Annotated in this window: 23 protein-coding genes; 12 read left to right on the forward strand and 11 right to left on the reverse strand. The window is 67.7% G+C overall.

Features of this window, described 5'->3' with window-relative positions:
• Positions 1-21: 21 nt before the first annotated feature.
• Positions 22-2109, forward strand: coding sequence for a S9 family peptidase (locus tag ACFTSF_RS09685; RefSeq protein ID WP_380153442.1), 2088 nt, complete (start codon positions 22-24; stop codon positions 2107-2109).
• 267 nt (positions 2110-2376) lie between these two features.
• Positions 2377-3336, forward strand: a complete 960-nt coding sequence (locus tag ACFTSF_RS09690; RefSeq protein WP_132414024.1) for an RNA polymerase sigma factor RpoD/SigA — start codon at positions 2377-2379, stop codon at positions 3334-3336.
• Positions 3337-3408: 72 nt separating this feature from the next.
• On the opposite strand, the gene ACFTSF_RS09695 is transcribed toward ACFTSF_RS09690, so the two are convergent.
• Complete coding sequence (locus ACFTSF_RS09695; RefSeq protein WP_380153443.1) at positions 3409-4107, reverse strand: HAD family hydrolase; 699 nt, start codon at positions 4105-4107, stop codon at positions 3409-3411.
• A gap of 43 nt (positions 4108-4150) precedes the next feature.
• Complete coding sequence (locus ACFTSF_RS09700; protein WP_380153444.1) at positions 4151-5419, reverse strand: CPBP family intramembrane glutamic endopeptidase; 1269 nt, start codon at positions 5417-5419, stop codon at positions 4151-4153.
• 55 nt (positions 5420-5474) lie between these two features.
• Here ACFTSF_RS09700 and ACFTSF_RS09705 point away from each other — a divergent pair, with 55 nt between their 5' ends.
• From ACFTSF_RS09705 to ACFTSF_RS09725, 5 genes are all read left to right on the forward strand, one after another.
• Positions 5475-6482 (forward strand): Dyp-type peroxidase, encoded by a 1008-nt coding sequence (locus tag ACFTSF_RS09705; RefSeq protein WP_380153445.1) that lies wholly within the window; start codon positions 5475-5477, stop codon positions 6480-6482.
• 322 nt (positions 6483-6804) lie between these two features.
• On the forward strand, positions 6805-8355 hold the full coding sequence (locus tag ACFTSF_RS09710; RefSeq protein WP_380153446.1) for an ATP-dependent DNA ligase: 1551 nt from the start codon (positions 6805-6807) through the stop codon (positions 8353-8355).
• On the forward strand, positions 8348-9025 hold the full coding sequence (locus ACFTSF_RS09715; protein ID WP_380153447.1) for a class I SAM-dependent methyltransferase: 678 nt from the start codon (positions 8348-8350) through the stop codon (positions 9023-9025). Before ACFTSF_RS09710 ends, ACFTSF_RS09715 begins: the two co-directional genes overlap by 8 nt.
• 29 nt (positions 9026-9054) lie before the next feature.
• Complete coding sequence (locus tag ACFTSF_RS09720; RefSeq protein WP_380153448.1) at positions 9055-9921, forward strand: phosphotransferase; 867 nt, start codon at positions 9055-9057, stop codon at positions 9919-9921.
• Positions 9918-10235, forward strand: coding sequence for a YciI family protein (locus ACFTSF_RS09725; protein ID WP_380153449.1), 318 nt, complete (start codon positions 9918-9920; stop codon positions 10233-10235). The genes ACFTSF_RS09720 and ACFTSF_RS09725 overlap by 4 nt, the downstream gene beginning before the upstream one ends.
• A 1-nt stretch (position 10236) precedes the next feature.
• Here ACFTSF_RS09725 and ACFTSF_RS09730 read toward each other — a convergent pair whose 3' ends face one another.
• Together ACFTSF_RS09730 and ACFTSF_RS09735 are read right to left on the reverse strand one after the other, a co-directional pair.
• A complete protein-coding gene (locus tag ACFTSF_RS09730; RefSeq protein ID WP_380153450.1) occupies positions 10237-10905 on the reverse strand; it encodes a Type 1 glutamine amidotransferase-like domain-containing protein in 669 nt (222 codons plus the stop codon).
• Between the two features lie 15 nt (positions 10906-10920).
• Positions 10921-11358, reverse strand: coding sequence for a hypothetical protein (locus ACFTSF_RS09735; RefSeq protein WP_380153451.1), 438 nt, complete (start codon positions 11356-11358; stop codon positions 10921-10923).
• A 149-nt stretch (positions 11359-11507) separates the two neighbouring features.
• Between ACFTSF_RS09735 and ACFTSF_RS09740 the strand changes: the two genes are divergently transcribed.
• Positions 11508-12377 (forward strand): helix-turn-helix transcriptional regulator, encoded by an 870-nt coding sequence (locus tag ACFTSF_RS09740; protein ID WP_344163633.1) that lies wholly within the window; start codon positions 11508-11510, stop codon positions 12375-12377.
• A gap of 5 nt (positions 12378-12382) precedes the next feature.
• Here the strand turns inward: ACFTSF_RS09740 and ACFTSF_RS09745 are convergent, their stop codons facing one another.
• The 5 genes from ACFTSF_RS09745 to ngcE form a co-directional block, all read right to left on the reverse strand.
• Entirely contained in the window at positions 12383-13192 is an 810-nt protein-coding gene (locus ACFTSF_RS09745; protein ID WP_380153452.1) for an LLM class flavin-dependent oxidoreductase, read from the reverse strand.
• Positions 13192-14019, reverse strand: coding sequence for an alpha/beta fold hydrolase (locus tag ACFTSF_RS09750; protein WP_380153453.1), 828 nt, complete (start codon positions 14017-14019; stop codon positions 13192-13194). Before ACFTSF_RS09750 ends, ACFTSF_RS09745 begins: the two co-directional genes overlap by 1 nt.
• A gap of 79 nt (positions 14020-14098) precedes the next feature.
• The gene (locus ACFTSF_RS09755; protein ID WP_380153454.1) at positions 14099-16123 is read right to left on the reverse strand and encodes a glycoside hydrolase domain-containing protein; all 2025 of its coding nucleotides are present in this window, start codon (positions 16121-16123) and stop codon (positions 14099-14101) included.
• A 129-nt stretch (positions 16124-16252) separates the two neighbouring features.
• A complete protein-coding gene (locus ACFTSF_RS09760; protein WP_380153455.1) occupies positions 16253-19024 on the reverse strand; it encodes a BTAD domain-containing putative transcriptional regulator in 2772 nt (923 codons plus the stop codon).
• A 52-nt stretch (positions 19025-19076) separates the two neighbouring features.
• The gene (ngcE, locus tag ACFTSF_RS09765; protein WP_380153456.1) at positions 19077-20489 is read right to left on the reverse strand and encodes an N-acetylglucosamine/diacetylchitobiose ABC transporter substrate-binding protein; all 1413 of its coding nucleotides are present in this window, start codon (positions 20487-20489) and stop codon (positions 19077-19079) included.
• Positions 20490-20637: 148 nt separating this feature from the next.
• Between ngcE and lexA the strand changes: the two genes are divergently transcribed.
• The gene (gene lexA / locus ACFTSF_RS09770; protein WP_380153979.1) at positions 20638-21276 is read left to right on the forward strand and encodes a transcriptional repressor LexA; all 639 of its coding nucleotides are present in this window, start codon (positions 20638-20640) and stop codon (positions 21274-21276) included.
• A gap of 42 nt (positions 21277-21318) precedes the next feature.
• On the opposite strand, the gene ACFTSF_RS09775 is transcribed toward lexA, so the two are convergent.
• Complete coding sequence (locus ACFTSF_RS09775; RefSeq protein WP_380153457.1) at positions 21319-22482, reverse strand: heavy-metal-associated domain-containing protein; 1164 nt, start codon at positions 22480-22482, stop codon at positions 21319-21321.
• Between the two features lie 94 nt (positions 22483-22576).
• On the opposite strand from ACFTSF_RS09775, the gene ACFTSF_RS09780 reads away from it, so the two are divergent.
• Complete coding sequence (locus tag ACFTSF_RS09780; RefSeq protein WP_380153458.1) at positions 22577-23548, forward strand: cation diffusion facilitator family transporter; 972 nt, start codon at positions 22577-22579, stop codon at positions 23546-23548.
• Here the strand turns inward: ACFTSF_RS09780 and ACFTSF_RS09785 are convergent.
• The gene (locus ACFTSF_RS09785; protein ID WP_380153459.1) at positions 23541-24200 is read right to left on the reverse strand and encodes a transglycosylase SLT domain-containing protein; all 660 of its coding nucleotides are present in this window, start codon (positions 24198-24200) and stop codon (positions 23541-23543) included. The two genes, ACFTSF_RS09780 and ACFTSF_RS09785, sit on opposite strands and share 8 nt — an antisense overlap.
• Positions 24201-24299: 99 nt before the next feature.
• On the opposite strand from ACFTSF_RS09785, the gene ACFTSF_RS09790 reads away from it, so the two are divergent.
• Both ACFTSF_RS09790 and ACFTSF_RS09795 read left to right on the forward strand, forming a co-directional pair.
• Positions 24300-25193: a diiron oxygenase gene (locus ACFTSF_RS09790; protein ID WP_380153460.1), complete on the forward strand. Its 894-nt coding sequence runs from the start codon at positions 24300-24302 to the stop codon at positions 25191-25193.
• Between the two features lie 7 nt (positions 25194-25200).
• Positions 25201-26688, forward strand: a complete 1488-nt coding sequence (locus tag ACFTSF_RS09795; protein ID WP_380153461.1) for an FAD-dependent oxidoreductase — start codon at positions 25201-25203, stop codon at positions 26686-26688.
• Positions 26689-26767 lie beyond the last annotated feature (79 nt).

The following is a 26767-nucleotide window of genomic DNA, read 5'->3' on the forward strand; positions in this document are numbered from 1 at the left end:
CGGGCGGGTAGTCTCGCCCGCATGTCCGAGTTGAACTCCCCCGCACCGCAGCCCCCTGTCGCCGCTCGCAAGCCGATCGAGCGCACCCATCACGGCGACGTGTTCGTCGACGACTACGAGTGGTTGCGGGACAAGACCAACGACGAGGTGCTCGGGTACCTCCGGGCCGAGAACGAGTACACCGAGGCCCGCACCGGCCACCTCGAATCGTTGCGCGAGGCAATCTTCACGGAGATCTCGGACCGCACCCTGCAGACCGACCTGAGCGTGCCGGCCCGGCGCGGCGAGTACTGGTACTACGCCCGCACGGTCGAAGGCAGCCAGTACGGCATCCACTGCCGGGTCAAGGTGAACGGCGATGAGCCGCCGGCCCTGGATGCGGAGATCGCCGGTGAAGAGGTGCTGCTCGACGGCAACCTGGTCGCGGGCGACTCGGAGTTCTTCTCGCTCGGCACTGTCGACGTCTCCCCCAACGGGCAGCTGCTCGCGTACTCGGTCGACCTCAAGGGTGACGAGCGGTTCACGCTGCGGATCAAGGATCTGAGCACTGGCGAACTCCTGCCCGACGAACTGCCGGAGGTCCACTACGGCTCGGCGTGGTCGGCGGACGGTTCGACGATCTTCTACACGAAGGTGGACGACGCGTGGCGGCCGCACCAGATCTGGCGACACACGCTCGGTACGACGGACGACGTACTGGTGCTCGAGGAGCCGGACGAGCGGTTCTGGGTCGGCGTCGACCTGACCCGCAACGAGCAGGCGATCCTGATCGCGCTCGGCAGCAAGCTGACCAGCGAGGTCTACCTGCTCGACGCGAACGACCCGACCGGCGAGCTCAAGATCGTCGCACCGCGGCGCGAGGGCGTCGAGTACGACGTCGAGCACGCCGGCGACCGGCTCCTGATCACCCACAACGCCGATGCCGCGAACTTCTCGCTGGCCACGGCTTCGCTGGATGCACCCGGTGAGTGGACGACCATCATCGAGGGTGACGACACCAGCCGGCTGCTCGGCGCCGACGCGTTCGCCGATCACGTCATCCTGTATCGCCGCCGGGACGCGCTCACCGAGCTCGCCGTCATGCGCCGTACCGAGGACGGCTTCGGTGCGCCCGAGACGCTCGAGTTCGACGAGCCGATCTACACGGTCTCCCCCGGCCGCAACGACGAGTGGAACGACACCCGGTACCGGTTCGGCTACACCTCACTCGTGACACCCGGTACGACGTACGACGTCGACATCGCGACGGGTGAGCGGCGACTGCTCAAGCAGCAGCCGGTGCTCGGTGGTGTCGATCTGAGCGCCTACACGCAGTACCGCGAGTGGGCGGAACCGCCCGACGGCACGAAGGTGCCGGTCTCGCTGGTTGCGCGCAAGGACGTCGCCAAGGACGGCAACGCGCCGGTCGTGCTCTACGGGTACGGCTCGTACGAGAGCTCGATGGACCCGTGGTTCTCGATCCCGCGGCTGTCGCTGCTCGACCGCGGAGTCGTGTTCGCGATCGCGCATGTGCGCGGCGGTGGCGAACTCGGCCGGCACTGGTACGACAACGGCAAGACGCTGACCAAGCGGAACACCTTCACCGACTTCATCGCTGCGGCCGAGCACCTCGTCAAGGCCGGCTGGACGCGTCCGGAGCGGGTCGTCGCTCAGGGCGGCAGCGCCGGCGGTCTGCTGATGGGTGCGGTCGCGAACCTGGCCCCGCAGGCCTTCGGTGGCATCGTGGCCGAGGTGCCGTTCGTGGATGCGCTGACGACCATTCTCGATCCGTCTTTGCCGCTGACAGTGATCGAGTGGGAGGAATGGGGTAACCCGCTCGAGGACCCCGAGGTCTACGCGTACATGAAGTCCTACTCGCCGTACGAGAACGTCACCGCGCAGCAGTACCCGCGTATCCTCGCGATCACCAGCCTGAACGACACCCGGGTGTTCTACGTCGAGCCGGCGAAATGGGTGGCCAAACTCCGGTTCACCGCCGCCGGAGAGGTCGACGTACTGCTGAAGACCGAGATGGAAGCCGGGCACGGCGGCCGCAGCGGCCGGTACGACGCCTGGCGCGAGGTCGCCTTCACCCTCGCCTGGGAGCTGGACACCCTCGGTCTGGCCTAATTTTCTGGCGTTCGGCGGGAATATCTCCGTGATCCGGTGTGTTGTGCAACACATTCAGCACACCGGATCAGGCGTTTTCTGAACGAATTCTCAGACTTTTCGGCGGCGTGCCTGCCGAAGGTGCTGCGATGACGGGCCGTGGGTACCGGATTACGGGGTGAGCGGCGCTGGGAACTCTCAGGGAAAGTTCAGGGAGTTTACACACTGCCGTGGAATCTTGAACCTCACTCGAGCGTTGCTCTCCATGTAACGACGAAGGGAGTTTCGGTGGCTCGCACGACTCGTGTCCGCAGCACGGACGACGGTATCGACGGCAAGGACAGTGTTGGGCTGTATCTCGAGGAGATCGCCCGCACTCCGCTGCTGACGGCTGAAGAAGAGGTCGAGCTCGCTGAGACGGTCGAAGCAGGACTCCTGGCGGAGCAACTGCTGGCCGAGGGGCGGGTTGGACGAAAGAAGGGCGGAGCGCCCAAATATGCCACGGAGGAGGAACTGGAGTGGCTGGCGGAGGAAGGCCAGCGCGCCCAGCAGCGGTTCGTGACCGCGAACCTCCGCCTGGTGGTGTCGATCGCGCGCCGTTACGGGCGGTCCCAGATGCCGCTGCTGGACCTGGTCCAGGAAGGCAACACGGGGCTGATCCGCGCGGTGGAGAAGTTCGACTACCGCAAGGGATTCAAGTTCTCGACGTACGCGACCTGGTGGGTGCGGCAGGCCATCACCCGCGGTATCGCGCAGCAGGCCCGAGTGGTCCGGCTGCCGGTGCATGTGGTGGAGCAGCTGAACCAGATCGGGTCGGCCCGGCGGACGCTGGAGCGCAAGCTCGGGCGTGAGCCGGAGGTCGAAGAGATCGCGGCGGAGCTGGACCTGGACGAGGAGCGGGTGAGTGAACTCATCCGGATCGGCCGGGACCACATCAGCCTGGACAACCCGATCGACGACGAGGGTGAGACCTCACTGGGTGACCTGATCGCGGCCGAGACCGCGCCGGGCCCCGACCAGCTGGTCGCGGACGCGTCCGACCGGTCAGGCTTGTTCAGCCTGGTCGATCAGCTCGATCCGCGGTCGGCCGACGTGATCCGGCGCCGATACGGGCTGCACGACGGCCGGCAGGCCAAACTCGCCGACATCGGCGCCGTGCACGGCATCTCCGCCGAGCGCGTCCGCCAGATCGAGCGCGAGGCGCTGGGCCGGCTGCGGCTGATGGCCGACCCGACACTGGCCGCGTAACAACACCCCGAAACCCCTCCGAAGGACCCCCGAGCCACCCTCCTGGCCCGGGGGTCCTTCTAGTTGCAGGGATCAGTTCCAGGAGTCGATCAGCGGCAGCAGCTCGCCCAGCCGCTGGATCGTCGCATCCGGGGTGCCCTCGGTGTGCCCGATCTGGTGGGCCGGGATCGCGCTGTGCGGGATGTGCGCCGCCCGCATCCCGGCGTTCTGCGCGCCCCACACGTCGTCGAACAGCCGGTCCCCGACGTACAGGCAGGTGGCAGGGTCGCTGACCCCGACCGCCTTCATCGCGGCCCGGAAGGCCTCCGGGTGCGGCTTGGTGTACGGGATCTCGCTCGTGTACACCGCGCCGTCCAGCAACTCCAGGACGCCGTCGCGGGCGAAGATCTCCTCGTGCCAGCGCCGCGACCAGATCGTGTTGGACAGTACGCCGACCTTCAGACCGCGCTCGCGCAGCCCGCGGATCGTCTCCAGCGCGTCCGGCTCCAGAACCGTGTGCGGGTCCCAGCCGAGCTCGTACTGCTTGTTGGCGGCCTCGCTCCACTCCACCTCGGCGAGCAGACACACCTCCTCCAGCGTGCTGCTCAGGTGGTGGTCGCGGGAGCGCGCCCAGATGGAGTGCTCGGCGTCCAGTAGACGCTTCGTCACCTCGTCCGCGCGCTCCTCGTCGATCAGCACCGCCACCGACCGCCACAACGCGGGCAGGTCGACCTCGTGCCAAGTCGCCAGCGTGCCACCCCAGTCGAACAGAACTGCTTCCGTCTTCGTCACGCCGGCAACCCTGTCAGACACCACCGACAGTTCGCTTCCCGTTTTAGCTGACCCGGGCAATCTGTTTGCGTTTCGCCAGCCAGACCACGGAGAACACCACGATCGCGAGCGCCGGGACATCGCCCAGCAGGATCGTCCACGGCGCGCCGCCCTGCTCGGACCAGTCGTCGAGACCGCCGGTGGCAGCCGGCAGCAGGAACGCGAACAGGTTGTTCAGCACGTGCAGCGCGATCGCGGCTTCGATGCCTCCGGTCCGCACCGTGAGCCACCCGGCGACACCCGCGAACAACAGGATGTCGGCCATCGCCCAACCGGTGTAGCCGTGCGCCGATGCGAACGCGATCGCGCTGATGACGATGCCCGGCCAGGGCGTCCGGAACAGCACCCGCGCCCAACGCGCCCGGCCTTCCACGCTGTCGGGCCCGTAGGCGCCGACGGCCTGGATCAACCAGCCGCGGAAGATGAACTCCTCAGCAGCCGCCTGGAACGGCACCAGGAGCACGATGAGGATCAGCGGTACGACGAACTTCGCGAAGCCGACCCATGCGCCCGTGTCCACCACTGCCTCGTCCGGCGGCACGATCTGGTCGACGAGGAGCCCGAAGCCGGTACCGGCGACGACGTACGCGACCGCGGGTAGGCAGCACCACGCGAGCCAACCCCAGCGGATCTTGTTCAGAACCGAGGCGACGCTCCAGGCCGGCCGGCGCTGAATCATCCAAGCGGTGAGCGCCACGAACGGGGTCAGCACGCCCAGCAGCACCAGGTTCAGGGCCAGGTCCTCGTTGGTGTTGCCGAAGATCTCGGCACCGGTGCCCTCGAACGACGGCATCTCACCACCGAGGATCAGGTGGATCACCAGCCACGCCAAGAAGACGACCAGCGAGGCGGCGAACACCCAGCCGCCGAGCGCCAGGCTGCCCACCACTGGACGCCACGCGGCGTGCTTCGGTGTCCGCGCCAGGCGGTGGAACGGCGTACCGGCCGGGGCGGGGATGACCCGCGGCTCCTTGACCCTCGGGTACTGCTGCGGCCAGGGCTGTTGCTGCCCCATTGGGTACCCCGGCGGCGGATAGCCCGGTGCCGGCGGGTAGTTCTGCGGCGGGGGCGGGTAGCCCTGCTGCTGCGGGTAGTTTTGCGGGTGTTGCGGGTGGCCCTGCGCCGGCGGGTGGTTCGGCTGCAGCGGGTACGGCGGGGGCGGCTGCTGAGGCGGATAGCCCGGGTAGGGCTGCTGGGCCGGGGGCGGTGGGTACTGCCCCGGCGGAGCCTGGGGCGAATCCTCGGGGCGCGGCTCGCCTGAGTGCGGGTGCATGCAAGGACTCTAGAAGATCGACCCAAGACAGGTAGACCGGATCCGGGCTGTAAGGATGATCCCGACCTACCTGGGCGAACGGCTGGAGAGCACTGTGGTGACTGATCCAACTGCCGGACCGGCGGCAACGACGCGCGCACTGCCGCAGTCGGTGCTGACCCCGCTGACCGGTTCGGCCATCTTCCTGGTGGTGCGGATCGAGAACGGCGGCGAGGCGACCGCACGCGATCTGCTGGAGCGGGTCAGCGGCCTGACGCGATCCGTCGGCTTCCGCGTACCGGCCGGAGCCCTCTCCTGCGTGACAAGCATCGGCTCGGACGCATGGGACCGACTCTTCGCCGGTCCGCGACCCGCTGAACTGCACCCGTTCGTCGAGCTGCAAGGCGCGACGCACCGAGCGGTCTCGACACCAGGCGATCTGCTGTTCCACATCCGTGCGGCACACCTCGACCAGTGCTTCGAGCTCGCCCACCAGATCATGAACGTGCTCGGCGACTCCGCGACCGTCGTCGACGAGGTGCACGGCTTCAAGTACTTCGAGATGCGCGACCTGCTCGGGTTCGTCGACGGTACCGAGAATCCGGCCGGCCGCGAGGCAGAGGACGCCGTACTGATCGGTGCCGAGGATCCTGAGTTTGCCGGTGGCAGTTATGTGATCGTGCAGAAGTACATGCACGACCTGAAGGCCTGGAACGCGCTCACCACCGAACAGCAGGAACTCGCGATCGGCCGAACCAAACTCGACGACATCGAGCTCGACGAGGACGCCAAGCCGAGCAACGCACACATCGTGCTCAACGTGATCGAGGATGCCGACGGCAACGAACTGCAGATCCTGCGGGACAACATGCCGTTCGGGCAGATCGGTACGGCGGAGTTCGGCACGTACTTCATCGGCTACGCCAAGTCGCCGTCGGTCACCGAACTGATGCTGCGCCGAATGTTCATCGGCGAGCCCGAAGGCAACCACGACCGCATCCTCGACTTCTCCACCGCCGTCACCGGCACCCTCTTCTTCACCCCCTCCGCCGCCTTCCTCGACGACCTCCCCCCGCTCCCCTGACCCCCACTCACAAGACCGAATATCCGGCTCTTGTGACTGATCCGTGGGTGGCTCGGCGTGGCCGCACCGAGCAGTTGCTGGGGGTGTGAACAGGACATGGTGGCCTTGAACAAGGCATGACCTGTTCAAGGGCCCCGCGCGCGGTATGCACCCCCGAGTTGTGTCCCGCCGACTCCCCGGAACGGACCTGCGCCTGTGTCCAACCTCCTCCGGCCAACTCCCCTCGCATCGAAGGGGCAAGAGGGACGGATATCCGTCCGTGTTGTCGGGGGGCCGGTGGTGGGGGCGCGAAAGTGTCGGTGGGGTGGGTGAGACTGGGGGCATGTTGCTGAGCGCGGTGGTGGAGACGTCGGCAGCGGTGGGCGGGACGCGCTCGCGGCTGAAGAAGGCGGAGTTCATTGCCGCGCTGCTTGCGCAGGCGACGGATCCGGTCGAGACCGAGATCGTGGTGACGTATCTGTCCGGCGAGCTGCGCCAGCGCCGGACGGGTGTCGGCTGGCGGACGTTGATGGACGCACCGGCCCCGGCCACTGATCCCTCGCTCACTGTCGAGGTGGTTGACCGGACGTTCGGTGAGTTGGCGGAGATGTCCGGTGCCGGCTCGCAGGCGCGGCGTCGTGAGGCGGTCGACGCGTTGTTCGGCCAGGCCACCGAGGCCGAGCAGACCTTCCTGCGACTGCTCGTGGGAGGCGAGCTGCGGCAGGGTGCGCTGGACGGTGTGATGGCTGACGCGGTGGCCAGAGCCACCGGGATCCCCTTGGAGAAGATCCGCACCGCGACCATGTTGCGCGGATCGGCGGCTCCGGTCGCGGTCGCCGTACTGACCGAAGGCGAGGCAGGGCTTGCGCAGTTCGGTCTGCAGGTCGGGCGCGGGGTGCAGCCGATGCTTGCCCAGTCAGCCACCAGCGTTGCGGAGGCCTTCGCCAAGACCGGGACGCCGGCGGCGCTCGAGTGGAAGCTGGACGGGATCCGGATCCAGGTGCACCGCAACGGTGACGAGGTCGTCGTCTACACGCGGACGCTCGACGACATCACCGCGCGGGTGCCCGAGGTGGTGACCGCCGTGCTTGAGCTGGAGGCCCAGCAGGTCGTTCTCGACGGCGAGCTGATCGCGCTCCGACCCGATGGGCGGCCGGAGCCCTTCCAGGTGACCGGTTCCCGGACGGCGACCCGGGCTGCCACCGGTCCCGAGTCGGTGCCACTGACGCCGTACTTCTTCGACATCCTGCATCAGGACGGGCAGGACCTTCTCGGCCTCGAGAGCGCCGAGCGGCACGAGTGGCTGAGCAAACTGATCCCGCCCGAGCGCCGGATCCCGCGGCTGGTGACCGACGACCCGGAGGAAGGCCAGGCCTTCTTCCAGGACGCGGTACGGCGGGGGCACGAGGGCGTGATGGTGAAGTCGCTGACCGTCCCCTACGAGGCGGGTCGGCGCGGCTCGGGTTGGGTGAAGGTCAAACAGACCCACACGCTCGACCTCCTGGTGCTGGCCGCCGAGTGGGGCCACGGCCGCCGTACCGGCTGGCTGTCGAACCTGCACCTCGGCGCCCGGGACGAGACGACCGGCGAGTTCGTCATGCTCGGCAAGACGTTCAAGGGCCTGACCGACGAGCTTCTGCGCTGGCAGACCGAGCGGTTCCAAGAGCTCGCCGAGCGCGAGGATTCGTACACGGTCTATGTGCGGCCGGAGGTCGTGGTCGAGATCGCGTTCGACGGTGTGCAGACCTCGCCACGCTATCCCGCCGGCATGGCGCTGAGGTTCGCCCGCGTGTTGCGCTACCGCGAGGACAAGACGCCCGACCAGGTCGATACGGTGCAAACAGTGCGTGCGATCCACGAGGGCTTCGACGGGGAAGGTGAGTCTGATGAGTGAGGACCCGGAGCTGGAGACTCGGCGGATTGCCCACGAGTCGCTGGACCGCGACGACCCGACCGGCTGGTTCGAGAACCTGTACTCCGCTGCCTCCGGCGGCTCGGCCGTGATTCCGTGGGACCGCGGCTTCGCGAATCCGCTGCTGACGGAATGGTTCGAGGCCTCGGAGCCGAATGGCATGGGCAAGACCGCGGTGGTCATCGGCGCCGGCACCGGCTGGGACGCCGAGCTGGTCGCCGACCGCGGGTACCAGACCACCGCGTTCGACATCTCCCCCACCGCGGTCGAGACCGCGCAACGCAACCACCCTGACTCGAAGGTGCAGTACGTCGTCGCCGATCTGCTCGACCAACCGGCGGAATGGCATCACGCGTTCGACCTGGTCGTCGAGATCTACACCGTCCAGGCTCTGCCCATCAGGTTGCAGGCGACCGCCATCCAGAAGGTCGGCGAACTCGTCGCTCCCGGCGGCGCCCTCGTGGTGATCGCCACGCCGCGGACTGAAGGTCAACCTGATGAGGAGATTGAGGGTCCGCCGTGGCCGCTCACCCGAGCGACCGTTGAGTCCTTCGCATCGGCTCCTGACCTCCGGCTGATCGCGTTCGACGAGTCGCCTAAGCCGACTGAGCCCACAGCTCTTCGTTGGCGTGCAGAGTTCCTCCGCGACTGACTGCGCCCGCGATCGGTTAGCGTCGGAGCATGACCTGGAGCCGAGTTGCCCGCCTTGATGTGGGTTCGGTGGTCGAGCAGGTCGCGGAACAGAGCGGCGTACAGCTTGAGGTTGAAGGGTTGTGCTCGGGCGGCGAGGTTGGCGCGGCGTATGTCCGTTGGGACGACGGCCGCCGGTCGGTTTTGAAGTGGCGGCCTGGCACTCGGCTCGAGGACTTTCAGGCGGGTCCGATCGCGGTGTCCGAGGCAGCGCGGCTGGCCGGGTTGCCGGTGCCTCGGACGGAGCTGGCGGTGCAGCTCGAGTCAGCTGTCGCGACCGTGCAGGAATTGTTGCCCGGAGCACCTATCGCGGTACTGGACGAGCGCCTGCTGGATCAGGTTCTCGCGGTCAACGAAGAGCTGCGACTCCTGCTCGCCGGCAACTCGACGGTTCCGAGTCTCAACCTCTACCTGACCTTCGACGGACCCGGCTTCTGCCTGCACGGCCCCTTGAGGTCGCACGACCGCCGTACGGCGCGACTCGACGACTGGATCACCGCCGTCGGCGCCGACCACCCTGGCCCGCTCCGCGGTGACGACGCCGTACACGTCGACTTCCATCCCGGCAATCTGCTCGCGGTCGACGGCAAGCTCACCGGCATCATCGACTGGGACGGTGCCGGCCGCGGCGATCACCGACTCGACCTCGTCACCCTTCGCTTCGGCCTGCACGGCGGCGAGCCGGACCCCGCGGTCGTCGCGCGGCTCGACGCGACCCTCGACGAGATTCCGCCGGACATCCTCCGGCCGCTGTGGGCGCACATGAGTCTGCGGATGACCGACTGGGCCATCCGCCATTTCACCCCGGCCGATGTCGACCACTGGACAGCCCTGGCCGAAACTAGGATGGCGAGATGAAGTTTCTGGTTTCCGTCATTGACGACAAGGACAATCCCGGCAGCACGGACCGGATGCCTGCCATCAGCGAGTTCAACAACCGGCTGATCGCCGACGGCTACTGGGTGTTCGCCGGCGGGCTCGCCGACACGGCCAGAGTCATCGACAACCGGGGCGAGCAGGCCCTGATCAGCGACGGGCCTTTCGTGGAATCGAAGGAGTACCTCGCCGGCGTCTGGGTGTGGGAGGCCCCCGACCTGGACACCGCTCTCAAGCTGGCCACCGAGGCCTCGAAGGTCTGCGATCGCAAGCTCGAGGTCCGCCCGTTCCAGTGAGCTATCCGGGGAACGCCTTCCAGTGTCCTTCGGAGATCACCTCGACGGCGCCGTCGGTCACCTTGATGGCGGTCTCGTCGTCGATCGCGTACGCCGGACCTGCGATGTCGGCGGCCCACCTCTCCGCATCGGCCATGGTGTTCCCGGGCATCTGCTCGTGGTCCAGGTGCGGGTAGATCGAGAAGTCGACGACCCCGAGCGTGCGGTCGTCGACCGCCGCAGGCCAGCTGACGAAGTCGGCGCCGATGCGCGGTGTCATCACCATGCTGCCGGCACTGAGTCCGACCCACACCGTCTCCGATAGCGACGGCATGAGCTCGGCGAACCCGGACTCCCGCATCCAGTGATGCAGGTACGTCGCGTCGCCGCCATCCACCAGCAGCACGTCAGCCTCGCGAACCCACGGCACCCACCGTTCCTCGCCGATACTGGGCAACGCGGTGAGCTCCAGGACCCCCAAGGACGCCCACCCCAGGCTGGTCATCGAGTGCCACGGAGCCTCACCGGCAACAAAGCGCCGTACCGAGGCAGGCCCCAACATCGGATGCCCCCACTGCGCCGTCGGGATGCAGAGCGCCCGGCACTCCGCGATCGGCTTGCCCAGCAGCTCGACCAACGCCTCGCGGATGCTGTCGTTGGTCACGCCACCAGAGGTGAGCAGAAGCTTCATTTCAGGAATCCTCCGTCAGTGTTCGATTCGCTTGTACACGATCCGCTCATCGGCCGCGGCATCGCCAGCACTGTCCGGGTAGTGCCACGATCCGACGTACTCGGAATCGTCGTCCTTGAACGCGGCCTCGAAGTAGGTATCCGACTCTCCGACACCCAAGCTGACGCGGAGGATCTTGCCATCCAACGTCCACGTGTAGATGGACTTGCCTCCCATGGTGTCCATGTAGTCGGCCCGCAACACTGCGGCATCCTCGTCGTAGGTGATGTGCTGAATGACCCTCATTCTGGTGCCGTTGACGACGAAGTCGACGCTCGCAACCAGCAGTCGACCCGCGTCCATCGACTTGTACTCGGCCTCGCCCTCGATTCCCCGCCCAGTGACACGCCATCTTCCGCTCAAGCGCTCGATCAGTTCGACCAGCACAGCGTGCGGCGCCTTGTCATCCACCACGACAGATCCTTTCGTAGGGCATCGGCCTCAACAGTTCGGCCGTTACCTCTTCAACGAACGCCGGGGCGACCGTTCGACATCACGGCAGGAGGCTCATCTCAGGAACTCCACGCTAGAACATATGTTCGATAGTACTGTAGAGTGGTCGCATGGCGGGGCAAGGTGTAGTGGGGCCGACGGCCTTGCGGATGATGCTTGGTGGTCATCTGCGGCGGCTGCGTGAGCGGGCGGGAGTGAGCAGGACCGATGCCGGCTGGGCGATCCGGGCGTCGGAGTCGAAGATCAGCCGGTTGGAGCTCGGCCGGGTCGGCTTCAAGGAGCGTGACGTCGAGGATCTCCTGAGTCTGTACGGCGTGACTGAGGCCCGCGAGCGTGATCGGCTCCTCGAGCTGGCCCGCGAGGCGAACAGTCGCGGCTGGTGGCATCGGTACGGCGATGTCACGCCGGACTGGTTCGACGCCTACCTCGGGCTGGAGGCGGCCGCGGAGCTGATTCGGACGTACGAGATCCAGTTCGTTCCCGGCCTGCTGCAAACCGCGGAGTATGCGCGGGCGGTCGCTCGGCTGACCGGGGTTACACGCGGCGATGACGAGATCGAGCGAGTCGTTGCCCTGCGGACGCGGCGGCAGCGGGCTCTGGATCGCGAGCCACCACTCAAACTCTGGGCCGTGGTCGAGGAGGCCGTCCTACGTCGGCCGATCGGCGGCACCGAGGTCCTTCGCGATCAGCTGATCGCACTGCGCGACGCCGTACACCGCCCCAACGTCACCTTGCAGATCATCCCGATCGGCAGCCCCGGACACGCGGCGACCGGCGGCGCCTTCAGTCTGCTGCGGTTCCCACAACGGGATCTGCCTGACGTCGTCTACCTGGAGCATCTGACCAGCGCGCTCTATCTGGACAAACGCGATGACGTCGAGTCCTACACCCATGCCCTCGAGCTGCTCGCCTCCACCAGTCCCCCGCCCCAACAGACCGACGCCCACCTCGCCGCGTTGGTCGACCGGCTGACCGGATGAGCCAGCTACCACTGAGGTCCGGCCGCGATCATCGCCCGCACATCGGCCAGCTGCATCGTCGTCGGATCGAGGTCGGTCAGTCCCCACGTCGCGCCGGCGGCCTCGAACGCCTGCGGATCCATCTCCGGTTCGAGCGCCACCACCACGTCGAATCCCTCCGGCAACGCATCTTGCCCGAAGATCTCCCGCAGCCTACCGGTCGCCGCAGCCAGCTCGTCCGGCGACGACAGGTTGACGGGGAAGAAGCCGTCGTACTGCGCCGCGCGCCTGATCGGTTTGAGGTTGCCGGGGAAGCCCGCCACCCAGATCGGCACCTGTCCCTGCGCCGGCCGCGGCAGGAACCGTACGTCGTCGACCCGATAGTGCTGCCCGTGATGCACCACCGATTCCCCGCTCCAACCGGCCTGAAGGATCGCCAACGATTCGTCCAGCTGCTCAGCGCGGACCCGATCGTCCACGGTCTCACCAGTCCGCGAGTACTCCCCCGCGAAGCGGTCACTCCCGAGCCCGACGCCCAAGGTCAACCGGCCACGACTCAGCACGTCCAGCGTCGCCGTTTCCTTCACCAGCTTCACCGGACGCCGCCTAGCGACCGGTGTCACCATCGGCCCGATCCGCAGGCGCTCGGTCGCGCACGTCACCGCCGCGAGCGTGATCCACGGGTCGGCGACCGCCTGGATCGGTTCCCGCCACCACAGCTGGTCCCACACGAACAATCCGTCCCAGCCAGCCTCCTCGGCCAGCGCCCCGAGCCGCGCAACCACCAACGGGTCCGCCAGTTCGTCGAACAACGGCAACCACACCGCGGCGCGCATCAGCTCGGCTCCGTGTGCTTGGCGAGCGCCGCAAGGAACTCATCCCACAGAGGTTCGGGGATGCCGTGACCCGCACCGGCAATGACGACCAGCTTCCCGTCCGGTACGGCGTCCCGGATCGCCTCACCATGTGCGACTGAGAAGTACGGGTCGGAGTCACCGTGCACGACCAGCACCGGCATCGTCAGCGCACCGAAGCCACCGCCCTGCGGCCCGTCGAACTTCATCGAGTAGTGGTTCGTCATCACCGCCTCGTAGTTCCCCGCCCGCGCCATATCCGCCCGAACCAAGGCCCGCGCCGCTACCTCGTCGAACACGCCCGCCGACTCGGCCTCGATCGACCGAACGACGTACTCCTCAACGGCTAAAGGGTCGCCCCAGTCCGGCGTACTGATCTGTGGCAGCTCGCCCGAGGGCGGCGGCAGGTCGTCGTCACCAGGTGACGTCGACACGAAAGTCAGCGAAGCGACCCGGGGCGCGTGGTCAACCCCGAGGATCAGCCCGATCCCACCCGACATCGACTGCGCGACCACATGTGCGCGCGCAACACCCAGTGCATCCAGCAGACCGACCGCGTCCGCGGCCAGGTCACTCATCGCGTACGGCGGCTCGCCGACCGGATAGGTGGTCGAGCGGCCGGTGTCGCGCTGGTCGTAGCGGATCACGTACCGGCCGAAGCCCGCGAGCCTCGTGCAGAACGCGGCATCCCACCACAGCATCGAGGCCGTCCCACCGTGGATCAGCAGCACCGCCGGATCCGCCGGATCGCCGAACGTCTCCGCGCACAGCTCCACACCGTTGACCTGGAACAGCTTCTCTGTCGTCATGCGAACCACGCTAGACCGCAATCCGGATCGCGAACAGCGATTGTTTCCGATCGAAGCAATCGCTGCTCGCGATAGGCCATCAGCTAACGGTCAGCACCTTCGACGGCGTCTGCGTGCCCTGGTGATCCGCATCCGCCAGCCACACAACGCGATAGGTGTAGGTCCCCTTCGCAGTCGGCTTGATGACGAACGAGTACTTGCCGTTGGCAGACAGCACACCGGTGCCGGCCGCCGCCCAGCTCGTCCCGGACTTGCGCTGCAGGTAGGCCTTGGTGCCCTGGTGCGGCGGCGTGAGGTAGCCGTAGAAGTTGCTCGACGCCCCCAGCTTGATCGCGGCCGGATTCAGGTACGACGAGATGCCGGGCCGAACCTCAACCAGCGCAACCGCGCTCCGCGTCCCGAGCAGGCCCGCAGCCCCGTTGTAACCCCACTGGTAATGCGTGGAGACCCCCGGCTTCTGCACCGAAGTCGCCACACCGTTCGCATCCGACGTGACCGTGGCGACCGCCGTGTACGCCGTCGCGTTCTTCGCTTTCGCGTAGAGCACGATCGGAGCACCACTCAGCGGCCCGCCGTCGAGCCGCGTGACAGTTGTCGAGACGGTGACAGAACCGCCGTACGTGATCCAGGCCCCGCTCGCCGTCGCGGTGGCCTTCGTCCCGACCAGCAGTACGTCGGCGCCCGGGCTGACCTTGCCCGTGCTGTCCTTCACCCACGCGCGGAACGCGTAGCTGGCCGAGTTCGCCAGGCGCGTCATCGTGTAGAGACTCGCGGTCCCGTTGTAAACCGACGAACCCGAAGTGACCAGCGGCGGCGGCGTGGAGCCGACGGCCGTGCGGATCATGATCTGGCCGAGCGTGGTCCCGGCCGGCTTCGTCCAGCGCAGTGTCGCGGCGGACGAACCACCCGTGACCGAGAAGTTCGTCACCGGAGGCGGCGGCGCGGTCAGGTCGGCGTAGTTCCGGTCGATCTGCATCGAGACGCCGCCATGCGTCTCGGTGACGTCACCGGCGTACTGGTGGACGCGCTCGTGGTTGGTCCACGTGGTCGCTGGGACGAACCTGCTGGTCCCCACCGGCGTCGAGCCCCAATGCGCGAACCACAGGTTGTCCGGCCGCGTGTACGCCGTACTCGTGAAGGCGCTCGCGAAGTCGGCGCCGACCGAGCTGGCCGAGCCGTAGACGCCGCCCTGGTAGCCACGAGCGTGGAGCTCCTGCGTCCAACCGCTCGCATACGACAGTACGGCGGCCTTACAGGCGGCCGTCGAGGTGTAGTGCTCGATGTCGCTGTAGATCGCACTGCGCGGCGCGAATCCGAGCGCCTGCGCGGCCGCGACTGCGTTCGCCGCGGCGGTCTTGCCCTGGCCGAGCGCTGTCGCCGGGACGGCAGACATCCTCTTCTCGGCGCTGAACGTCGAGCACGGCGCCTGCAGCCCGACGTCGATCAGCAGGAACTGCCAGCCCTTGCCCGCGTTCGTGGTCACCCAGTCCGGCGTCAGGTTCGGCTGATCACACTTCCGGACGCCACCGCTGATGTAGATACCGATGCCCTGGAAGTCCGGCTTCCAGGCGTCCATCGTGGCCTGCGGCGGCGCAGCGCAGGCGTCGAACGCCTCGCCCTTCAGGGTGCCGGTGGCAACAATCGACGGCGCGACGGCGGCCGGCTGGGCTACCTGGGCGACACGCGACTTCGACACGACCCGCCCGGTCCCGAGGACGTCGGCCGCGGCGCGCTCCGCACCTGGTTCGTAGTACGCCGTCGCCAGTACGCCGGCGTCCTGGACGACGCGGCGCAGCAAGCCCGGCGTGGACGGCGTCGCGGTGACGAGCGGTTCGAGGACCAGCCCGTGACTGTGGCCCGCGGCATCCGCGGGGCAGTTCGCCTGCGCCGTACTGCGGCCTAGATACACCGCCGGCCGGTCGAACCGGACACACGCGGTCGGGTCAGCGGCCAGGTCCACCACCGCCCAGTCGGACGGGACGGTCACCTGATAGCCGCGGTACGAGACGGTGCGGGTCTCCTCCGCGGCGGCTGGGCCGGCGGCCGCTACTCCTGCAATCAATCCAAGGGCAAGCGTGACCACCCCAGGTCTGAACAACCTCACAACAGCTCCTCACTGACGACAGATCCCCCAAGTCAAGCTGCGACGGCATGCCAGTGTCGAAGAGCATCCGGCACTCGACTCGATGCCCGGATGCTATCGGCGATCGAAAGCCGCCACGCCGCCGCTGCACTAAGTGGCAAGCTCCCGTGCAATCACGTCGAACGGTACGGCGCGCGCTTCGGCAACGACTGCGGTTGCCGCGAGCCCCAACTGCCGGCGCGCTTCCGCTTCGGCGCCTTCGCGAGCATCCAGCTCATCGGGGATGATCTGCGGCGCACCGATCCGGATCCGCTCCACCCCGGCGATCGTCAGCAGCCGCAGCGCGTCGGCGGGACGACCTTCGGCCAACTCGACCCCGGCGATCAAGTCGACCGCATCGATCACGCCTTCGGTGAGGTTGATCTCGCGATAGATCCGCAACGCCTCCAACGAAAGCCTGCGTACGTCGGCATAGTCACCGAGCTGGTGCCGAACCAGCGCCAGGTTGCAGAGCGAGGCTCCCAGCCCGCGCAGATCCTCCTGCGCCCGCCAGACCGCACACACCTCCAGGAACACCGCCTCGGCCTCAACAGTCCGGCCGAGTCCACGAAGCGCAGTACCGACCAGATTCTGCGCGGCCGCCCGCAACCGTTCATTGGCCAGGGCCGCGAAGATCTCCACCGCCTCGGTCGCTTGTTTCAGGCACTGCTCGTAGTCGCGGCCGGCGAGACTGGTGATCCCGAGTCCGATCAGAGATGCGCCGTACCCGCGTTCATCACCGAGCTCCCGGAACATCTGCAGCGCCTGCTCCCCGAGCACCCGCGCCTCGCCGTACTGGCCGCTGTTGCGGGTCAACGACGCCGAGACGCGGATCGAGGTGGCGCGTTCGACGGTCGGCTCCGGATCGGCGGCCGCGAGGGCGCGCCGCAACCAGTCGCGGCCGGTGTCGATCGCGCCGTGACTCCACCAGTACCACCAGGTCGGGGTGACGATCTCGAGCACCAGCGGCGGATCGTTCTCCAGCGCGAATTCGATCGCGGCCCGGAGATTCGCTTCCTCCAACCGGAGTTCGCGATCCAGATCGGCGTGGTCGGCACCGCCGTACCGCTCGGTCCGTCCGGCGAGGTCGGCGCACCAGCGCGCGTGCTCCCGCCGTACGGCGTCCTCGTCGCGGCCGAGGCGGTCGAGGGCGTAGTCGCGGATGGATTCCAGCAACCGGTACCGGCGACCGCCCTCGCCGATCGTGACCGTGAGCAGCGAGCGCTCGTGCAGGTCGGCCAGGATCACCGGGATCTCGGTCGCGGGTATTCCGTTGCCGCCGGCAACCTGTTCGGCCGCCTCCAGCGTGCAGCCACCGGCGAAGACCGCGAGCCGGTCGAGCACCGTCCGCGACGGCGGATCGAGGAGCGCGTGACTCCAATCGATCGCAGCTCGCAGACTCGAATGCCGAGCACCAGAATCCCGATTGCCGGACACCAGGAGCCGGGTCCGCTGGTGGATTCGGGCGGCCAACTGGTCCATCGTGAGGGTCCGGACCAGACCGGCGGCCAGCTCGATGCCCAGCGGAAGATGGTCGACAGCCGCACAGATCGCCGTCACTCGCTCGTCGCCCGGCAGCAGTTCCTCGGCTCGGCAGCGAACGCGAAACAGCTCGGCCGCCGCGTCCGGATCGAGCGCCCCGAGTTGGTGGGTCTGCTCGGCGCGGAGCCGCAGCGGCCGTTGCGAGGTGACCAGGATCGAGAGCCGCTCCGCCTTCCACTGCAGCGATCTGACCACCTCGGCAACGCCGTCGACGACATGCTCGGCGTTGTCCAGGACGAGGAGCGCACCGGCCAGACGGTCTGCGCATTCAGGTAGCGGATCGCCTGCACCAGGGTCGACACCGATGGCCGCCGCGAGGGCAGGCACAACCGCGGAGTCGCTGCTCAACGCGGCCAGATCGCACCAGGCGATCGGCCGGTTGGCCCGCCGTACGGCGATGGCTAGTTCGCGGGCGAGCACGGTCTTGCCGGCGCCCGGACCGCCGACGATGGTGACGAGGCCCGGTCGATCGAGCTCGTCGAGCAGGGTGTGTACGTCGTCGGTGCGGCCGACGAAGTGATCGCGTGGGGTGAGCCAGATCAGGTCGGGCAGGCGGCTCGGGCGAGGCGCTTCAGGTGCCTGCAGCAACGGATCTTGCCGAAGGAGTTGCAGCTCCAGTTCAGTGGTCGCCGCCGAGGGATCCACGCCCAGTTCGTCGGCGAGGCGGGCGCGGAGGCGCTGGATGCGTTCGAGCGCGTCGGCCTGCCGGCCCGCGCGGTAGAGCGCGATGACGGCCAGGCCGGTGAGGCGTTCGTCGAGCGGGTGGTCGATCACCAGGCGTTCCACATCCGCGGTGATGTCGATGCCGAGATCCAGCTCGAGTTCGACCCGCTGCACGAGCAGTTCGCGGTATAGGTCATCGAGCTTGGTCGCCTCGACCGCGATGAACGGCAGGTCCCGCAGATCGGCGAAGGCCGGTCCCCGCCACGCGGCCAACGCCTCCGTGACCACAGTGAGCGCGCGCTTCGTTTCGCCGGTACGACGGAATGCGGCCGCCCGCGGTACCGCCTCATCGACGGCGTCCACGTCCGCCAGCACCGCATCCAGCGCGTAGCCGCCCGACTCCCGCCGTACGACGGAACTGTGCGCACCCAACGCACGACGGAGCCGGTGGGACAGGACGCGGAGTCGCTCGGCGACGCGCTCCGGTTCGAGCTCCTCGTCGCCCCAGAGGTCGCGGGCGATCGCCTCATCGGGCACGATCCGGCCGCGCGCCAGCGCGAGCCGCACCGCGAGCGTGCGCTCCATCCGCCGCGCGATCTCGAACGACTCGTTCCCGACCCTGAATCCCACCGGTCCCAGAACGTGCAGATCCAGCCGGTGATCCCCCGATCCCGTCATGCGTTACATCTGACAGCCCGAGCGGACTACTCCGCAAGAAGCTTTCGGGCACTTAACTCCGGGTTTGCTTCTTGGTCTTGGGGTCCTTGGCGGTGTCGTCGGCGAGCTTCTGCATCCGGTTGCAGAACTCGTCCGCGGTGATGCGGGCGGCCGCGAGCTCGGCGTAGATGCTGCGGGACGGCTGATCCATGGTCGAGTACCAGCTGGCGAAGTACGTCGTCCAGTTGTTCGCGCCACCGGAGGTGATCAGCGCGGCGGACGACGCGGCGCCCGGGGTCAGCGTGATCCCCTCGGTCGAACCCTTCACCACCGTCGGCGAACCGGTCAGGCCGGTGAACTTGCCGGCCGCCTCCTTGGACAGCATGACGCGCAGGTACTCCAGACCGCCGGCCTTGTTCTTCGCCTTCGCGGGGACGATGAAGTTCTCGCCGGCTGCGATGTGCGTGCAGTCGACCGGCAGCTTGGCACCGTCGAGCAGCGGCGTGAAGGTCGCGGTGGTCTGGAAGTCCTTCGGCGCGACCAGCTTCTGCTCGTTCTCCAGCCACGAACCGGACGGGATGAACGCCGCCTTGCGCTGGTTCCACGCGGTCTGCGACTGGATGTGATCGAGGCCCTCGGTGCCCGGCATGATGAAGCCCTTGCCCTTGAGCTCCAGCAACGCCTCCGCGCCGAGCTTGATCGAAGGATGCTTCCACGCGTCCGGCTGGAGCTCGTCGATCGCCTTGATCACGTCGTGCCCGCCGTGTTTGACCGCGAGGTCGAGGACGATCGCGCCGATGTAGTTGCCGAACTTGCCCTGATGCGTGAGCGGCGCGATCCCGGCCTTCTTGATCTCACCGCACAGCGTGATGAAGTCGCTCCAGGTCTTGGCCGGCTCCCACCCGTGATCGGTGAACAGCTTCTTGTCGTACCAGAGCGCGTAGACGGTCAGCACGTATTCGAGTACCTGCGGCTTGCCGTCGAGCTGCGCGGCCTCGAGCGCGATCGGTTCGAGGGTGTCGCGCACCTTCTTGTTCGGGTCGTCGATCGACGGCGCGTCGAACAGCTCGGTCAGGTCGCTGAGCTGGCCGGTCGTGGCGAGCGTCGACATCGGCAGCAACTGGGCGCCGGAGTTGTCGATCACGTCCGGCGGGTTGCCGCCGTTGAACCGCGGTTGCAGTTGCGGCGTGATGTCGGTGATCCCGGTGTGCTTGATCGCGACACCGGCGTACTTCTTCTTGTACAACTCCTCGTGCGCCTTGGCGTAGTCGTCGCCGTACCCGCCCTTGAAGATGACGACGTCGAGCGGATCCGAAGCCTTCACTCCGAACGGGTTGGTCGCGGTCTTCTCCGCGCCACCGCCGCCACCCGACGGGCTGTCGTCGCTGCCGGACGCGCACGCGCTCAGCAGCGTGCTGCCGCCGGTGGCGAGCAGGGTACCGACCGCAGCTCGCTGCAGGAAGGTCCGTCGTGACACATCGTTCATGGAGGGCGCCCTCTCGATGGAAACATTTCGCCGTACTGATCTTTTGTCATGAAGAATTGTTCCGGCTGGGAGGGTCAAGTCAAGGGGTGGGTCGGTGGCCGATGCACCGCGTGATCCGGCCTAGGATTTCGCGGTGACTGATCTGGATATGTTCGGCGACCTGGACGCGAACGCTCTGCCGGAGCGTCAGCAACGGATCCTGGTGGTGATCCGGGACTGGGTGCAGCGGCACGGGTACTCGCCGAGCAGCCGGCAGATCGGTGACGCGGTCGGCCTGCGCTCGTCGTCCTCGGTCTCGAAGCACCTGACCAGCCTCGAGGACAAGGGCTTCCTGCGCCGCAGCCCCTCGGTCTCCCGGCCGATCGACGTCCGGACGTTCCTGCCCGAGTCGGTGAGCCGCGAAGACAACGGTACGAACGTGCCGGTGCCGGTCGTCGGTGACATCGCCGCCGGTACGCCGATCTCCGCGATCGAGCACGTGGACGACGTCATGCAGCTCCCCCGCGAGCTGACCGGTCGGGGCAATGTCTTCGGTCTGCGGGTGCGCGGCGAGTCGATGATCGATGCCGCGATCTGTGACGGCGATATCGTCGTGGTCCGTCAGCAGCACGAGGCACACTCCGGCCAGATCGTCGCGGCGATGATCGACGAAGAGGCGACCGTGAAGGTCTACAAGCGCCGCAACGGCCACGTCTTCCTCGAACCGCGCAACCCCGCCTTCGAGGTCATCGACGGCGACAACGCCGCCATCCTCGGCGTCGTCGTCTCGGTGCTGCGCAGCGTTTAGTCCTGCCCCGGTACGACGGTGCAGCCCGAGCTCGGATAGCGTCTAATCCTGCCTCGGCACGACGGTGTAGCCCCGAGCGCGGATCGCATCGAACCCGCGCTCGCGGATCTCGGCGGACGGGAACACCGCGACCACCCTCTTCGTGATCAGGTCGAACTCCGGCGGCGCGACCCCGAGTTCACCGAGCACCTTGGTGATCGTCCGCGTGCAATGACTGCACGTCATGTCCGGCACCTCGAACACTTCGGCTTCCGTGTCGGGCACCGGCTTGGCATGGTCGACGACGGCCGGGACGACCTCGATATGGTCGAGCAGCCGCACGAACGTCTCCACGAACGTGTCGGCAACCAGCGCGAGCACGCTCATCCGGCCCTCGTCGTACACCTGGGGGTTGCGGGCGAGGCAGCGCGGTCGCTGTCCGGGGGCGAGTTGGCTGTACTGCGCGCCGCTCGGGAGCGGTTCGAGGCTGTCATCCTGCGCGTGCGCCAGTTGCGCGTCCTTCATCGCGCGGAGTGCGACCACGGTGTCGACGGAGTAGCGCACCCGGCCGGCGAACGTGACCAGCGAGGCCGGGATCATCCCGCGGCGGTAGGTCGACGCTTGCAATCCCCAGTACCAGGTCGTCGCGACCGCGTCGAAGATACCGCTCTCTCCGAGTCCACGGGCCAGCTCCGCAGCATCGCCGTACGGCGTCTGTGCCACCAGGAACGCGTGCTGGACGAGCGTCCGCGCGGCCGCGTCCACGCCGGTCCTGAAGATCTCGGTCGGAGTCCGATCGGTGGTGGTTGCCGCTAGCAACTTGATCGCGCTCTCCGGGAGTTCCGCCGTACGGCGCTCCAGCTCAGCGTCGTTCTCCAGCCGCGCCCACAGTTCGAGCGTCGCCTCGCGCGCGACGACCGGGACGACCGCGCCGAGCGGTCCGGTGTGGGCGACATTCACGATCCCGCGGCTGTCGCGCCAGGTGATCCGCTGCGCCGCCGAGGTGACCAGGTACGGCGGGCACGGGGACATCGCCTTGGTCACGTACTCAAGTTGCGCCGCACTCAGCTGACCGCCGAGAACGCGAGCAACCGCTTCCTCGCGGTACTCGATCCGTTGCTCCTCGACCGTGGTCGCGGCGTTCTGCAGCAACCCCGGTACGGCGAGCTCGAACAAGATGCGCGCCACCTCGGACCGATCGTCCGAGAGACGTGGTTCAGCGGTCATCGGCGCCTCCCGGGACTCCAACGGCACTCCCGAGTCTAGGAACTGCCGCCGAGTCGGGCCGGGTCGCGCGGCGTGTCCGGTCTACTGTCGACCCGTGAGCAGCACGCAGGCAGACAGCCCCGAGGCGAACGGCAGCGAGAGCCTTCTCACCGTCGTCGTCGCCCTGACCGCGAACATCCTGATCGCCCTGGCCAAGAGCGTCGTCGCCGTCATCACCGCCTCCGCGTCGATGGTCGCCGAAGCCGCGCACTCCTGGGCCGACGCCGGCAACGAGGTGTTCCTGCTGATCGGCGAACGCCGAGCCGCCAAACCCGCCGACGCCAGCCACCCCCTCGGCTACGGCCGCGTCGGCTACATCTGGTCCATGTTCGCCGCCTTCGGCCTGTTCGCCGTCGGCGCCGCGGTCTCGGTCTGGCACGGCATCCAGGCACTCCGCAGCGGCGAACCCGAAGAAGCGTCGTACACCTGGGCGTACGCCGTACTAGGCATCTCGTTCGTCCTCGAAAGCATCTCGTTCCTGCAGGCCCTCCGCCAGACCCGGTCAGCCGCCTCCCTGCGCCACATCCGCCCCCTGCACTACGTCAAGGCCACCTCGAACCCGATCCTGCGCGCAGTCTTCGTCGAAGACCTCGTCGCCCTGATCGGCATCGTCGTCGCCGCGGCCGGCATCGCCCTGCACCAACTCACCGGCAACGCCGCCTGGGACGCGATCGGCTCGATCGTCGTCGGCCTCCTCCTCGGCTTCGTCGCCCTCTTCCTGATCAGCCGCAACATGGACTTCCTCACCGGCGAAACCGTCAGCCCCGCCGCCCACGACCGCGCCCTGCACGCCCTCCTCGAACACGACGAGATCGAAGCCGTCAGCTTCCTGCACATGGAATGGGTAGGCGCCGACCGAATCTTCCTCGTCGCCGCCGTCGACCTCACCGGCAACGCCCCCGAATCCGACGTAGCCGCCCGCCTCAACACCATCGAAGACGCCCTCAACGCCCGCCCCGAAATCCAGCGAGCCCTCCTAACCCTCACCCGCCCCGGCGACCCCACCCAACTCCTCCCGACTACTTGAGAGCTGTTGCCGACTCCTCCCAGTTCTCGCGGAGGTTGTTGAGGTATGACTGGGCTTGCGCGCCGGGACGCGCGCCACGGGCGAAGGCTCGCATGTTGCCGGCGCCGGCGTTGTAGCCGAGGGCAACTAGTTCGTCCTTGGTGAGGTCGGACGAGCGCTTGGCCGGGAGGCGGTTCGCGAGGTCGTGGAGGTGCCAGGCGGCTGCTTCGATGGCTAGGTCCGGGTCGTCGGGGAGCTCTTCCCATTGGCGCTTGGCGAAGCGGCCGCGTTTGGTTTCGTTGAAGGCGGCGCGGTGCATGTTCGCGATGCCGAAGGAGGCGTCCGGCTTGATGCGCTGCCAGGATCGCTCGAGCTCCGGGGTGTGCGGCTTGTAGTCCTCGTTGTAGAGGATCGCCATCAGGAGCTGCGGGTTCACGCCGGCCTTCTTGGCCGACTTCCGGACCTGTACGGCGAAGTGCGCCGGATCGTAGTTGTCGTACCAGTTCCCCGCCGATCGCTCAGCCGCTGGTGGCTGAGTGGATTTCGTCGGCTTGGGCGTGGGCTTCGTCGAGACGACCTTCTCCGGCGCCGCCTGCGGTTCGTCGTTGTCGCGCGCACTCCAGGCCCCGACCACGAGCACACCAGCGACGACGATCCACCAACGCTTGCCCACTCACCCACGGTAGCCGTTCTCGATCTTCGCACCCTGCTGGACATCCGCCATTGGCGATGTAACATCGGAGATGGCATATCCCTGCGAACGGAGATGACCATGACTGCGACGGACCCCGGCACCGACCAGCGCGTCACCGCACAACTCTTGCGCTCGGCGGACGCGGTGTCGTACGACCCACTCGTCGAGGTCGACTGGGACACCCCGCTCGACACCGGGCTGCACGGTCTCACTCCCGAGTGGAGCACCCTGTACGGGACGGCGTACTGGCACGAGATGGGCGAAGATCGCCAGAGAGCGCTCACTCGGCAGGAAGTGGCGTCGGTCGCGAGTACCGGGATCTGGTTCGAGATGATCCTGCAGCAGATGATGCTGCGCGACTTCTACGCCAAGGACCCGACCGATCCGGACTTCCAGTGGGCACTGACCGAGATCGCCGACGAGTGCCGGCACTCGATCATGTTCGCCCGCGGCGCCGCCAAGCTCGAAGCTCCGCCGTACCGGCCGCGCCGCCACGTGATCGAACTCGGCCGCGCTTTCAAGACGCTCGCCTCGGCCGAGACCGCGTACGCCGCGATCCTGGTCGCCGAGGAGGTCACCGACGTCATGCAACGGGACTGGATGCGCGATGAGCGCATCGTTCCGTTCGTGCGGACGATCAGCAACATCCATGTCGTCGAAGAGTCGCGGCACATGAAGTTCGCCCGCGAGGAAGTACGTGAGCAGCTCGCGGGCTCCAGCAAGATCCGGCGGTTGAAGAGCAGCGTGATCGTGGCGGCCGCGGCGTACTTCATCATCACGAGCATGGTGAACGCCGACGCGTACGCCGCCGCCGGCCTCGACGTAGAGCGCTCTCTGCGCGAAGCCCGGGCCAACGAGCACTACAAGTCGATGCTGCGCTCAAGCTGCGCCGGGCTGATGGAGTTCCTCTCCTCGGTCGGCCTGCTGACTCTCCCGGCCGTCGCCATCTACCGCCGCGCGCACCTGATCTGACCCGCCGATGCCCTACGCGATCACCCAGTCGTGCTGCAGCGACGCGAGCTGTGTATCGGTCTGCCCGGTCAACTGCATCCACCCGACCCCGCAAGAGCGCGCGTTCGGCAACACCGACATGCTGTACGTCGACCCGGGCACCTGCATCTCCTGCGGCGCCTGCGCCGATGCGTGCCCCGCGGACGCGATCCACCCGATCGAGACCCTCACCGGTCACCTGCAGCAGTACGCCGCCATCAACGCGGCGTACTTCGACGACATCCCCGCGCCCGCCGATCCGTCCCCGAACTTCCACCCGTGGGAACCACCCGCCCCGAAACGACCGTTGCCTTCGGCCCGTATCCCGTTGCGGGTGGCAATCGTCGGCACCGGCCCGGCCGGGATGTACGCGGCCGAGGACCTCCTGCTGCACACCGACGCCGAGGTCACTCTGATCGACCGTCTGCCCCAGGCCGGCGGCCTCCTCCGGTACGGCGTCGCCCCCGACCATCTGGCGACCCGGCGAATCGCCGACCGCTTCACGCGGTTCCACGACCACCCGCGGACCCGCACGATGCTCGGTCTCGACGTCGGCAGTGCCATCACCCACGACGAGCTGCTCGCTCATCACAACGCAGTCATCTACGCCGTCGGCAGCGCCGACGACCGCCGCCTCGGCATCCCCGGCGAGGACCTCCCCGGCAGCATCGCCGCCCGCGAACTGGTCCGCTGGTACAACGGCCACCCCGAGTCAGCGACCTTCGATCTCCCCGCCGGGCGCGTCGTGATCGCGGGCTCCGGGAACGTCGCTCTCGACGTCGCGCGCATCCTGGCGTCAGATCCGGCGGCCCTCCAGAACACCGAGATCTCCCAGAGAGCGCTCTCTGCCCTCGCCGAACACACCCACCGCGAGATCGTCATCCTCGCCCGCCGCGGCCCGGCCGAAGCGTCGTACAGCATCCCTGAACTCCTGGAGCTCAAGCACCTCCCCGGGTTCGAACTGGTCGTCGACGACCACGACCCGCGCATCCGCGCCGCCATCACCGAACCAGCCGGCGCCAAGGCCGCCGCACTGCGCGACGCCGCCTTCGAGACCATCGACTGGGCATCCACCCCCAAGCCGGGTCGGCGCATCGTGCTCCGGTTCTACGCCTCGGCGGCCGAGCTCATCGGGGACGACCGGGTCCGCGCCGTCCGCACCACCGAGGGTGTCGAGCTCGGCACCGAACTGTTCATCCGCTCGGTCGGCTACCGCGGTACGGCGATCCCGGGCCTCCCGTTCGACGAGGACACCGCCGTCGTACCGAACGAGGCCGGTCGCGTCACCGACCGGCCCGGCACCTATGTGGTCGGCTGGATCAAGCGCGGCCCGTCCGGTGGGATCGGCGCCAACCGGACCTGCGCCAAAGAGACCGTCGACGTCCTGCTCGCGGACGCAACCGCCGGCCGACTCCCGGCTCGCGGCGGTTCGCTCCGCACATTCGTCCGCCTGGCGAAGCGCCGCCGCAACAAATAGCCGGCCTTTTGTGACCGAGCACAAAAGCACTCGGAAATCTTTACCTCCGGACCTAAAGCGCTCGAACGACATCACCCGG

The sequence above is a fragment of the Kribbella sp. NPDC056951 genome (genome assembly GCF_042674205.1).
Lineage (GTDB): Bacteria > Actinomycetota > Actinomycetes > Propionibacteriales > Kribbellaceae > Kribbella > Kribbella yunnanensis.

Coding starts and splice junctions, on each gene's coding strand:
- ACFTSF_RS09685 (WP_380153442.1), top strand. CDS start 22: ATGTCCGAGTTGAACTCCCCCGCACCGCAGCCCCCTGTCGCCGCTCGC.
- ACFTSF_RS09715 (WP_380153447.1), top strand. CDS start 8,348: ATGAGTGAGGACCCGGAGCTGGAGACTCGGCGGATTGCCCACGAGTCG.
- ACFTSF_RS09705 (WP_380153445.1), top strand. CDS start 5,475: ATGATCCCGACCTACCTGGGCGAACGGCTGGAGAGCACTGTGGTGACT.
- ACFTSF_RS09710 (WP_380153446.1), top strand. CDS start 6,805: ATGTTGCTGAGCGCGGTGGTGGAGACGTCGGCAGCGGTGGGCGGGACG.
- ACFTSF_RS09740 (WP_344163633.1), top strand. CDS start 11,508: ATGGCGGGGCAAGGTGTAGTGGGGCCGACGGCCTTGCGGATGATGCTT.
- ACFTSF_RS09750 (WP_380153453.1), bottom strand. CDS start 14,019: ATGACGACAGAGAAGCTGTTCCAGGTCAACGGTGTGGAGCTGTGCGCG.
- ACFTSF_RS09760 (WP_380153455.1), bottom strand. CDS start 19,024: ATGACGGGATCGGGGGATCACCGGCTGGATCTGCACGTTCTGGGACCG.
- ngcE (WP_380153456.1), bottom strand. CDS start 20,489: ATGAACGATGTGTCACGACGGACCTTCCTGCAGCGAGCTGCGGTCGGT.
- ACFTSF_RS09795 (WP_380153461.1), top strand. CDS start 25,201: ATGCCCTACGCGATCACCCAGTCGTGCTGCAGCGACGCGAGCTGTGTA.
- ACFTSF_RS09730 (WP_380153450.1), bottom strand. CDS start 10,905: ATGAAGCTTCTGCTCACCTCTGGTGGCGTGACCAACGACAGCATCCGC.
- ACFTSF_RS09700 (WP_380153444.1), bottom strand. CDS start 5,419: ATGCACCCGCACTCAGGCGAGCCGCGCCCCGAGGATTCGCCCCAGGCT.
- ACFTSF_RS09775 (WP_380153457.1), bottom strand. CDS start 22,482: ATGACCGCTGAACCACGTCTCTCGGACGATCGGTCCGAGGTGGCGCGC.
- ACFTSF_RS09725 (WP_380153449.1), top strand. CDS start 9,918: ATGAAGTTTCTGGTTTCCGTCATTGACGACAAGGACAATCCCGGCAGC.
- ACFTSF_RS09790 (WP_380153460.1), top strand. CDS start 24,300: ATGACTGCGACGGACCCCGGCACCGACCAGCGCGTCACCGCACAACTC.
- ACFTSF_RS09720 (WP_380153448.1), top strand. CDS start 9,055: ATGACCTGGAGCCGAGTTGCCCGCCTTGATGTGGGTTCGGTGGTCGAG.
- ACFTSF_RS09745 (WP_380153452.1), bottom strand. CDS start 13,192: ATGCGCGCCGCGGTGTGGTTGCCGTTGTTCGACGAACTGGCGGACCCG.
- lexA (WP_380153979.1), top strand. CDS start 20,638: ATGTTCGGCGACCTGGACGCGAACGCTCTGCCGGAGCGTCAGCAACGG.